The organism is Neorhizobium lilium, assembly GCF_004053875.1.
Taxonomy (GTDB): Bacteria; Pseudomonadota; Alphaproteobacteria; order Rhizobiales; family Rhizobiaceae; genus Neorhizobium; species Neorhizobium lilii.
Map to the genome: position 1 here is coordinate 331724 of NZ_SBIP01000004.1, position 11169 is coordinate 342892.

General features: G+C 59.8%; 8 protein-coding genes. 2 read left to right on the top strand and 6 right to left on the bottom strand.

Annotation, left to right across the window (positions count from 1 at the left end; translation table 11 throughout):
• Positions 1–11: 11 nt before the first annotated feature.
• From nagZ to EPK99_RS18520, 4 genes are all read right to left on the bottom strand, one after another.
• On the bottom strand, positions 12–1028 hold the full coding sequence (nagZ, locus tag EPK99_RS18505) for a beta-N-acetylhexosaminidase (protein ID WP_128444568.1): 1017 nt from the start codon (positions 1026–1028) through the stop codon (positions 12–14).
• Between the two features lie 82 nt (positions 1029–1110).
• Complete coding sequence (locus tag EPK99_RS18510; RefSeq protein WP_128444569.1) at positions 1111–4086, bottom strand: SPOR domain-containing protein; 2976 nt, start codon at positions 4084–4086, stop codon at positions 1111–1113.
• 63 nt (positions 4087–4149) lie between these two features.
• On the bottom strand, positions 4150–5907 hold the full coding sequence (argS, locus tag EPK99_RS18515) for an arginine--tRNA ligase (RefSeq protein WP_128444570.1): 1758 nt from the start codon (positions 5905–5907) through the stop codon (positions 4150–4152).
• 61 nt (positions 5908–5968) lie between these two features.
• Positions 5969–7186: a deoxyguanosinetriphosphate triphosphohydrolase gene (locus tag EPK99_RS18520; protein WP_128444571.1), complete on the bottom strand. Its 1218-nt coding sequence runs from the start codon at positions 7184–7186 to the stop codon at positions 5969–5971.
• Positions 7187–7325: 139 nt separating this feature from the next.
• On the opposite strand from EPK99_RS18520, the gene erpA reads away from it, so the two are divergent.
• A complete protein-coding gene (erpA, locus tag EPK99_RS18525; protein ID WP_128444572.1) occupies positions 7326–7655 on the top strand; it encodes an iron-sulfur cluster insertion protein ErpA in 330 nt (109 codons plus the stop codon).
• A 72-nt stretch (positions 7656–7727) separates the two neighbouring features.
• Positions 7728–8531, top strand: a complete 804-nt coding sequence (gene xth / locus EPK99_RS18530; protein WP_128444573.1) for an exodeoxyribonuclease III — start codon at positions 7728–7730, stop codon at positions 8529–8531.
• Between the two features lie 9 nt (positions 8532–8540).
• On the opposite strand, the gene exoR is transcribed toward xth, so the two are convergent.
• Positions 8541–9335 (bottom strand): exopolysaccharide production regulator ExoR, encoded by a 795-nt coding sequence (gene exoR / locus EPK99_RS18535; protein ID WP_128444574.1) that lies wholly within the window; start codon positions 9333–9335, stop codon positions 8541–8543.
• Positions 9336–9805: 470 nt separating this feature from the next.
• Positions 9806–11074, bottom strand: coding sequence for an outer membrane protein transport protein (locus EPK99_RS18540; RefSeq protein ID WP_128444575.1), 1269 nt, complete (start codon positions 11072–11074; stop codon positions 9806–9808).
• Between the last annotated feature and the right edge of the window lie 95 nt (positions 11075–11169).

The following is an 11169-nucleotide window of genomic DNA, read 5'->3' on the forward strand; positions in this document are numbered from 1 at the left end:
CCTCGCCGCGATCAGGACACGGCGACCAGACTGTGAAATTCCTGCCGTACGGCATCCTCGTTGGCAGCGTCCGCCGGTCGGAAACCTGCCTTTACCGCCTGGGCCCGACGAAGAGCATTGCCGGCAAGCGGCACCGCTTCTTTCACGACCGCTTTCATTTCGTCCATCAGGCCATTGCAATGCAACACAATATCGCAGCCGCCGGCCACGATTCTGGCAGCGCGCTCGCCAAGCGTCCCCTTGAGCGCATTCATCGATGAATCGTCCGAGACGAGAAGTCCATCGAAGCCGATATGGCCGCGGATGATCTCCTCGATGACCTTTGGCGAAGTGGTAGCAGGCTGCTCAGCATCTATAGCCGTGAACACGATATGGGCGCTCATGGCCATCAGTTCGTCCTTCAGGGCGACGAAGGGCTGGAAATCATGGGCCTCGAGTTCGGCGCGGGAGGCGGTCACGACCGGCAGCTCATGATGGGAGTCAGCCATTCCCCGGCCATGGCCGGGGATGTGCTTCATGATCGGCAGCATGCCACCCGCCTTCAAGCCTTCCGCCGCCGCCTTGCCCATCTCCGCTACCGCCTGTGGATCGAAACCATAGGCGCGGTCGCCGATGACGTTGCTCGCGCCTTCCACCGGGACATCCAGCACCGGAAGGCAGTCGACATTGATGCCGAGCTTCATAAGGTCGAAAGCGTGTAGTCGCGACATCAGCCACGCCGCCCGCAGCCCCTGGTCACGGTCGCGGCGATAGATCTCGCCGAGCACCGCCGCCGAGGGATAGCGCTCGATCATGGGAGGGCGGATGCGCTGTACGCGCCCGCCCTCCTGGTCGATCAGCACAGCTGCATCCGGACGGCCGACCGCCTCGCGCATAGACGCCACCAGATCTGTGATCTGAGGAAGCTCGATGCAGTTGCGGGCAAACAGGATGAAGCCCCAGGGCCGTTCGTCCCGATAAAGGGAGACTTCGTCCGGGGTGAGTTGGGCGCCGCTGCAGCCCAGGATCATTGCTTTTGATTCGCTCATAACTCACGCTACCCCATAGACACCAAACGAAAAACGGGGCGACATGCGCCCCGTTCGTCTATCTCGAATTCCTCAAGCTCTTTTATTTGGCCACGAGGCAGGTGCCGCCAGCCGACCGATAGCGTTCGCAGAGCGCAACCGCATCCGTCTTGCTGCCTGCGGGGATGCGGACACGGTAGAACGTACCCTTGCCAGCCACTTCCGCAGCCTTGATATCGACGCCGCGACCACCAATCACCGTGCCGAACTTGGACGACAGGTTCTGGTAGGACTTCTGGGCATCGGCCTGGCTCGGCAGCGACGCGATCTGGATGACGTAGCCGCCATCGCCAAGAGAAGCGACCTGCGTACCTGCCGAAGGCGAAGCTGCCGGTGCCTGGGCAGGACGCACGTTACCCTGGTCCGTTACAGCAGCGACGACATTCACGGGTTGCTGCGACGGACGCGTGGCCGGAACCGGAGCACGGGCCGCCGGTGCCGCCACAGCCGGCTGAACCGAAGTCTGTTCGGCTGCCGCGGGAGTGGGCTGAGCAGATTTGGCAGCATCGATCGGGGCCGAGACCGGAACGATCCCGGAAGGCTTGGGTTGGGAGCCCGGTGTAGCCGAGACCGGCACCTGCTCATGCGTCGGCAACGCAGCCAGTTCCACGGACTTCGACGCGGCGGAGGGGATCTTTTGAGCTGCGAGAGCCGGAGCTGGCGTGGTGACTTCCTGCTCGACCAGCTTTCCATCCGGTCGAACGATCATCGTCTTGACCTTGCGCGGCGTAACCGTGACCGGATCCTGCTGGCTACCGGGGGCGGCCTGCTGATCCTGCTGCGGCAGCAGCCTTGCATCTTCCGTCTGGCCGACATCGGTCGGTTCGACTTCCTCTTCGCCTTCCAGCGGCAGGTTATCCGGCATCAGCGTCTTTTGAACGACATCGACCGGTTCTTCATTGCTGGAGATCAGCGTCTGCTGCTTCGGCGTTTCCGGCGGAGCGCCGGCAACGCGATCATAAACCGCCTTATCCTGGTTCGGCACGGTTTTGCCGCCGGGATTGTCCGGTGCGATCTTGATCGGCTCCTTATCTGCCGCAATGACGACCGGCTCTCCAGAGACGATGCCCGGGACGCCATTGCCGAGCAAGGCATAGGCACCGCCCCCGGCGACAGCCAGGACGCCCACAAAAGCTAGCGGCAGAACCCAGCTGCGAGACGAGCCACGGCTCTGTGGTTCGGCAAGCTCTTCACTATAGCCGCTATTAACCTCCGCATAGCGCTCGGAAGCGGGTAGCGGGGTGGCAAGGCTGCGCCGAAAATCTTCTTCCAAAGCACGTTCGAATTCGTCCAGATCCGCATAGACCGAACGTGGTTCCTGGGACTTGCTTTCCGTCGCAGGCGCGGCAGCGGAACGGGCAGGCTCGACGGCAGCGGCAGGCGTTGCGGCAACCAGCAACGTCGCCAGTTCCGCATCGATGTCGATGTCGTAATCCGGGCGATACGCAGGCTCGTGCTCAGGCTCCTCAGCCGGCAGAGCAGGCACGTCCAGATCTGCAATGGCTTCGGGGCGCTCTTCGGACTCGGAGATCAAAGCAGGGTCGAAAGGAAGATCCGATTCCGGCTCGAGCGAATCATAGGTTTCCTCGAACACCGGCTGAGCAACGACCACAGGCTCGGGAACCGGAACGGGCGTCGCAACCGGCTGAACGGTTACGGGCTGAATAAATGTTGGCTGCGGAACGACGGGCCGCTGGACAGCCACTGGTGGCGCCTCGACAGGAGCGGCCGCCCTGACAGGCTCGGCTGCAAGCCTGCTGTTCTCGGCTACGACGACATCTGCGAGATCCAGTTCCAGATCATCGAGCGCAAGTTCGAATTCATCGTCCGTGAAGGGATCGAAGGTCGGCTCTTCCGAAGCTTGCGGCATTTGCGCTGAAGCGTCCTGGATCGGATCGGCCTGTAATGCTGGCGCTACCGGGACGACAGGCTGCACCGAAAGTTCGGGCTCTGATTGCGCCTGCTTGACAGGCTCAGTCACAGGGAAACGCGCAACGTCATAGATCAGATCGTCCAGCGCCGAGAACTTGGCCGAGCCGCTCTCGGGCGAAGACTTGCTTACTGGTATTTCAGCCGAGACGGGCGGAACCACCGTGACAGGTGCCGGGACCACATCCTGCATCGGCATGACCGATGAAGCCTGCGCGGCAGACCAGGGTTCGCTCGCGCCGGTCGGTGCCGGCGGCACGAAGTCCCAAGCCGGCATCTCAGGGGCGATCGAAGGCGCCTGAGCCGCCGTCTCCGGCGCTACGACTGCTCCAGTTCTCGTATTGGTATTGAAATTCGCAAGCGGCATACGGAAGCCGGGGACATAGGCACCGCCCCGTTTCGGTTCCGGCTTAGGTGCGACAATCGGCGCAGATTCAGGCGAAATGGACGATTCGAGCTCGTCGGCGAGATCGAAAGCATAGGGTTCTTCGACAAACGAAGGTTCGGCCCGAGCCTCCGCGGGAGCGGGTGCAAATTCGGCTGCAGCAGGCTCGAACTCGGCTTCTACAGGCCGATCGAAGGCGGCATCGTCATCCTGACCCACATCGAAACCCGGTTCGACACGCGGCTCTTGCGCGTGGAAAGGCTCTGCGGCCGCGGCAGGCTTTGTTGTCAGATCAAACACGTGGGCAGGTTCGGCATGACCATGCCAATCCTGGTCCGCAAACGGATCAGGCGTCCCGGTGATACCGGTGGGAACCAACTCATGCTCGCGAAGCTCTGAGGAAGCAGCAGCATCGAGGCCCGGATCGGGCTGCGGCTGGTCGTCCGGCTGTTCGCTCAGAACCAAGTCATTGGCCGGATCGAGACGCGGCGAATCGTAGCGCTCGAATTCGCGCAGAAGCTCATCTTCGAGATTGAAGGCCGGCTCGCGACGCGGAGCCGTCAGTGCGGCTGGCACAGGCGACTGCGGAGTCGGAACAAGCCGCTCGTCATAACCGACAATCCGGGCAAGTTCAGCCAGCGGGTCGTCATCGGCAAAGATGTCCGGGATATCATTCCGGTTACGCGCAAGGTTGTTTTCGGCCATTACCTCGTCCACTCACCTACATTACAACGCTTTGCCAGTGCAATGTGGGGAAATGGTGGCGATTTACCGCATTTCTTCTGGTGCTGCTGTGCCTGTAATTGCAAGTCCGGACTTCAAGACAGAGGCGACAGCATGCACCAGCCCAAGTCTGGCAACGCTCAATTCTCGGTTTTTATCATTAACAAAACGTAATTCAGGTTGTTCTTTACCCTTATTCCAGTGCGCATGGAAGGAACTTGCCAGGTCGTATAGGTAGAATGCAAGCCGATGCGGCTCTTGCGCAATGGCCGCGGCTTCCACGACACGCGGGTATTCTGCGAGTTTCGCAACTATCTGCAACTCGTTGGGATCATTGATCAAAGCAGTGGAGCGAGCAAGGTCCGCCACACTCGGATCGAGATCGGCAAAGGCTTCCTTTGCCTGCCGTAGAACCGACATGCACCGCGCATGCGCGTACTGCACATAAAATACCGGATTGTCCTTGGATTGCTCCGTCACCTTGGCAAAATCGAAGTCCAGGGGTTCGGAACTCTTGCGGTAGAGCATCATGAAGCGGACCGAATCACGTCCCACCTCGTCCACCACTTCCCGTAGCGTGACGAAGTCGCCGGAGCGCTTCGACATCTTCACCGGCTCGCCGTTGCGGTAGAGTTTTACCAGCTGGCACAGCAGAACCGTCAGCTTGGCCTTGCCTTCGGAAACGCCGCGGGCGACGGCCTCCAGCCGCTTCACATAGCCGCCATGGTCCGCGCCCAGCACGTAGATCATCTCGTCGTAGCCGCGGTCGAACTTGTCCTTGAAATAGGCGACGTCGGCCGCAAAATAGGTGTAGCTGCCATCCGACTTTATAAGCGGGCGGTCGATATCGTCGCCCACTTCGGTCGAGCGGAACAGGGTTTGCTCACGGTCTTCCCAATCCTCCGGCAACTGGCCCTTGGGCGGCGGAAGCGTTCCGCGATAGACGTGACCCTTGAAGGTCAGGTCGTTGATTGCCTGGCGAATCCGCTGGGCGCCGTTGGCATGAAGCGTGCGCTCCGAGAAGAAGACATCGTGATGGACGTTGAGGGCCTCGAGGTCCGAACGGATCATCGCCATCATGGCGTCAATCGCCTTGTCCTTGACCAAAGGCAGCCAATCCTCTTCCGACATGTTATGCAGCCGCGGACCGTATTCCGCCGCCAGTTCCTGGCCGACCGGGACCAGATAATCGCCGGGATAGAGGCCTTCCGGGATCGCGCCGATGTCTTCGCCTAGCGCCTCGCGGTATCGCAGGAAGACCGAGCGCGCCAACACATCGATCTGCCCGCCGGCATCGTTGATGTAGTATTCCTTGGTAACGTCATAGCCGGCAAACTGCATCAGGTTGGCAAGCGCGTCGCCAACCACCGCCCCACGGCAATGACCGACGTGCATGGGGCCGGTAGGGTTGGCAGAGACATATTCCACATTGGCCTTGTGGCCGGCGCCGATCTGGGAGCGGCCAAAGCTGGTGCCGAGCTCGATCATGGTGGCCAGCAGCCGCTGCCAGTAGCTAGTCGATAAACGAATGTTGATGAAGCCGGGACCGGCGACGGACACTTCGCTGATATCGCCGTCGCCCTTGAGTGCAGTCGCGATGATATCGGCCAAGGCGCGCGGATTTGTGCCGAGCGGCTTGGATAGAACCATGGCGGCATTGGTTGCCACATCTCCATGGCTCGGATCGCGCGGCGGCTCGACCGTAATGCGGCCGAAATCGACTTCGCCGCGCTTTTCCTTAATCAGATCAAGCGTTTCCAGCGTGCTCTTTATTCTGGTTTCGAAGTCGCTAAAAATATTCATGTCACTCGCTCGCATGCCTGATAGCGACAGCCTTTGGAAAGCCGCTGTTGTGGCCGGCTGCCTAGCGCAAATCAGGTGTATGGTCAAACAACTCGCCATGGGCACGGACGGCGTAGGTATCCGTCATGCCCGCCAGATAATCGGCCACGTGGCGGGCTTTAGCCCCATCATCCAGCCCCGGGATATGATTGACCCAGTAGTGGCTTCGCATGAGCGAAGGGTCGTTCATATAGGCCTGAAAAAGGTCTGACAGGATCTGCGCGGCTCCGGCACGGATGCGCATGATGTCCGGATGACGATAGATGCGGGAAAAGAGCAGTTTCTTGATCAGCCGGTCGGTTTTTGCCATTTCCGAGGAAAAGGTGGCGATGACATGGTCTGCCGCGCGAATATCAGCCGCACTTTGCGGCTGCAGTTTCTGTAGATTGTCTTGGGCAATCCCGATGACGTCTTCCACCATGTGGGTGATCTGCCGGCGCATGATCTCGTGAGCAAAGCGGCTTGGCTCAAGGTCCGGATAGCGTGCCCGGACCTCCGCCATCAACCCGGCCAGAAATGGCACGTCCTCCAGCATCTCGAAAGTCAGCAGGCCGGACCGCAGCCCATCATCGATGTCATGCGTGTTATAGGCGATGTCGTCGGAGATTGCGGCAACCTGCGCTTCCAGGCTGGCAAAGCTTGCCAGTTCCAGGTCGTGAAGTTCGCAGTAGTCGCGGATAGGCCGCGGGATCGGTCCTTTGATGCCCTCGCCTGTCGTCGTCTGCAGCGGACCGTTGTGCTTCACCAGGCCTTCCAGGCTTTCCCAGGTAAGGTTCAGGCCATCGAACTCCGCATAGCGCCGCTCCAGCTTGGTGACGATCCGCAAGGACTGCGCATTGTGGTCGAAGCCGCCATAAGGCTGCAGCAGTTCGTCCAGCGCATCCTCGCCGGTATGACCGAAAGGGGTGTGGCCGAAATCATGCACCAGCGCTACGCCCTCTGCCAGGTCCTCGTCCAGCTTCAGGGCTCGGGCCAGGGAGCGAGCAATCTGCGCCACCTCGATCGTGTGGGTGAGACGCGTGCGATAGTGATCGCCATCGGGACTGATGAAGACCTGTGTCTTATGCTTGAGCCGCCGAAAGGCAGTGGTATGGACGATGCGGTCCCGGTCTCGCTGGAACTCTGATCGCGTCAGGCTATTGGCTTCGGGAAAGAGACGCCCGCGCGATGTCCATGGATTGGTTGCATAAAGGGCACGCTCTCCGCTGCCAAAGCCAAGCGCCCCGGTATCGATCGTCATGCACTCACCTGCGTGTTCGTCTCGTCATAGAGCTTGCAACCATTGACGCGCCCTTTGTGTCTTCATACCTATAGTCAGGGCCTGCGCAAAGCGGGTGACATGAAATCTCTCCGGGCCTTGACCCCGGCAGGAGCGAACGATGCAAGCGAATGTAACTCTCTCGGATGCCGCCGCAAAGAAGATCGCTCAGATCGTTGGCGGTGAAGCAGGCAAGCAGGCTCTTCGGGTTTCCGTCGAGGGCGGTGGCTGTTCCGGCTTCTCCTACAAGTTCGATCTCGCGGAAGCACCGCAGGACGATGATGTGGTCGTCGCCAATGGCGAGGCCAAGGTGCTGATCGACAGCCTCTCGCTCGTCTATATGGCGGGATCGGAAATCGACTTCGTCGATAATCTTCTCGGCCAGTCCTTCCAGATCAACAATCCCAATGCCGTTGCCAGCTGCGGATGCGGAACGAGTTTCTCGATCTGACCTTCAGGCTTCGGTCTTCCCAAAGGATCGGCTTTCGCTAAAAGGAATGCGGATAGCGGAAGGAAGATGCTCATGAAGATCGCCACCTGGAACATCAACGGCGTGAAGGCCCGCCTTGAAAACCTATGCCAGTGGCTGCGCGAGTCGTCGCCTGACATTGCTTGCCTGCAGGAGATCAAGTCGGTCGACGAGACCTTCCCGCGGCTGGAAATCGAAGCTCTCGGCTACCACGTGGAAACGCATGGGCAAAAGGGCTTCAATGGCGTGGCACTTCTATCGAAAAGCAAGCCGGACGAGGTGACGCGCGGTCTTCCCGGCGGTGAGAACCCTGACGGAACGAAGGATGAGCAGTCACGCTATATCGAAGGCGTGTTTTCCGTTCCCGGTGGTGCAATCCGCGTGGCCTCGATCTACCTGCCTAACGGCAACCCATCAGATGATCCGGTGAAGTATCCTTACAAGCTTGCCTGGATGGAGCGGCTTCGCCGCCATGCGGAGGCCTGCCTCTTGCTGGAGGAGCCGTTGATCCTGGCTGGCGACTACAACGTCATCCCCGAGCCTCATGATTGCGTCGATCCAACCGTCTGGACGACGGATGCGCTGTTCCTACCGCAGACGCGGGCCGCATTTCGCAGCCTCGAAAACCTTGGGTTGGTCGATGCCGTGCGCGCCACGACCGATGCGGCCAAGCTCTATACCTTCTGGGACTATCAAGCCGGCGCCTGGCAGAAGAACAACGGTATCCGCATCGATCACCTGATGCTTTCGCCGGAAGCCTCCGACAGGCTCACCTCCGTCAGCATCGAGAAACATGTGCGGGCATGGGAAAAACCATCGGACCACGTCCCCGTGGTCGGGATCTTCAATTTTAGCTGAACCTGAGCTTCAGTCGCCGCCTCTGGCAAACTCGCGGGACAGAGCAATCGCGCCGCGGCGATCTTCTTCGCCAGCCACCGAGAAGGCCTGTTCCTGAAGCTGCTGCATCCAGATGCAATCCTTGGCCGCGCATTTGTCCAGCGCCGCCGTCAGGAAGGCAAGCCCGCGCACTGTCTGCCCTTCATCGAATAGAACATTGCCGAACACGGCCATGGCGCCCGGGTGGCCGCTCTTGCGGGCCTGGTTGAGCCACTTCTTCGCCTGCTGCATATTGGGCGCACCACCCTCGCCCGCCATGATCATCTTGGCCAGTTGGAACTGCGCTTCCGCCACGCCGAAGGTCGATGCGACTTGGAAGTACAACTGGCGAGCCTGAGCGAGGTCCGGCTTAATCGGGCTGTCCGGAATGCCGCGCCGGTAATAGGCGGCAAGCGACAGAAGTGCATTCACGAAGAAGCCAGTGTCTTCCGAGCCGGGCTCCACACCCTGTGACGCGATCTCGTTATAGATCTTGAAGGCTTCGAAATCGTTCTTGGCGACACCGTCGCCGTCGGCATACATATTGGCAAGCGCCCAGCGCGAACCGGTGTGGCCCTTTTCTGCCGCGTAGCGATAGGCCTCGACTGCATCTTCCTTCTGGCCGTTCTTGTAAGCCTTGAAGCCGAACTTGAAGAGGTCAAAGGGGCCGGACTCTTTTGTTACCCCAGATTTGATATCGAAAGCGGATGCCGGGGCCGCTGCGAAGGAGGCCAACGACAATCCAAGAAGCACTACCCGAATGGAGACATTGTCAAACTTCGACATGGCTCAGTTTCTCTCAATCGGCATCGGAGACCTGCGGTTGTCCGCAGTCCGAGCCTTGGAACCGGACAAACTTCCACGCCGATGACCGTAGAGAAAATCCGCCCCGTTCGTGAAACTGTAGAGCCCGTTTTCGGCAAGACTTAGACTTGCCGAAAAGCCTCGCTCATAGATCGACACGGGTCCCCGAACCCGTTCGTCAGCGTGCCCAAAGCCGCGCTTTTCCTTGAATAACCCGCCCATGATACTCCGATATACGCGCCCCGCCCCCGCGGTCCGCGCCCGTTCTTGGCTCTATCGCTGCTCCCCCTTTGTGGCGGGAAATGGACAGAATGCAGCGCCTGATCGCTCGGCTCGACTGTCTCAGACAAGTGTTGCGATTCCGTCACAAAAACAGCGCATGCGGATGCAGGGAATTGGCCATGAAAAAAGCCCGGACAAGCCGGGCTTTTCTTCACGTCCGCACAAATTGCTTAGAACTTGACCTTCAGCGATGTGTTGAGCGCCGTGACGACGTCGCTGCCGTAGCTATAGGACGCTTCATCGCCGACCGGTACGCCGCCAACGCTCATGGCGCTGGAATTGCCGCTGGTCAGGATGCCGACGACACCTGCGAGCCGGATCTCCACGTTCTTGTTGGGAGAATAGGCGACACCGGCGGTCAATGCCCAGGTATCCGACTGGGAACCATATTCCTGAGATGTACCCCGATCCCAGGTCACGCTCATCGCACCGCTCCACTGTTCGTTGAATTTGTGGCCAACACCTGCGGTTACCGTCCAGCCGTCACGATAAGCGAGATCAAGCGCCGTCACCTCAACGCCGCTGGCTGTGTAGAAGGGAATGCGCTGCAACTGGCTCCAATCCGTCCACTTGACCGATCCGAAAGCCAACCAGTCCGGAGCGATGCCTGATTGAAGCTTCAGTTCGAGAGCATCGGGCATGGCGGTCGAGCCGGAGACGGGGATGATGGTGCCGGCGCCCGGAACAAGACCCAGCGCACCAAGAGCTCCGGGAAGGTGTGTCAGGTCCACATTGCCGGTGACGTTGTCGAGTTTGACCTGGCTGTAATAGACCAGGCTTGCCCGCATCGCGTATTCCGGGATTTCATAGGCCAAGCCGGCGCGCCAGCCCCAGCCATCGCCTTCGAGATCAAGGCGGCCTACGCCGCTGCCAGAAAGTCCAAAGCCGCCTAACGCCCGAGGTGCCGCCAAGATTTCCGGCGCCAAGACCAGCCGCTCTTTAAATCCATCCATCTGCAGATAGCTGCCGCCACCGATAACCCGCAACTGGCCCGGACCTGCATCGAACCTGTAGGAGCAAGTCGCCGCATAGTTGTCGCTGTTGATCTTGGTTTCGACGTTCTGGGCAGCGCCCGCCCAACGAGCACCTGGATCGCTATGAGCGCCATAAGGCTGCGAATAATCGATCATGCAGTCGAAATCTTGGTAGCCGAGCTTTGCTCCGATTCGTGGCGACCAATAGTTTTCGGAGTCATCTGCGGTCGACGAATAACCGAGCAGATTGAGGTTGCCGTCCCTGGGATCCGTATCGGTGACGTTCTTCAGCTTGCGCTTTGGCATGACGAAGGTCGCGGTCGATTCCACGGCCGCGGGTGAAGGATCGAAAAGAAGATCGATATTATACCCACCACGTTCGATGCCACCCGCCATCACCGGCGATTGAAGGCTCAAACCTGCTGCGACAGCTAGAATCCCCTTAGCAATATACTTTCTTCTCATTTTGTCCCTCACTCCCGGTATTCACTGGAATCACTCTAGTTAGTTCGGCCCAAATAACAACTTTCCGCTATCGCCAGCCTTGCGCTGCGCAAATA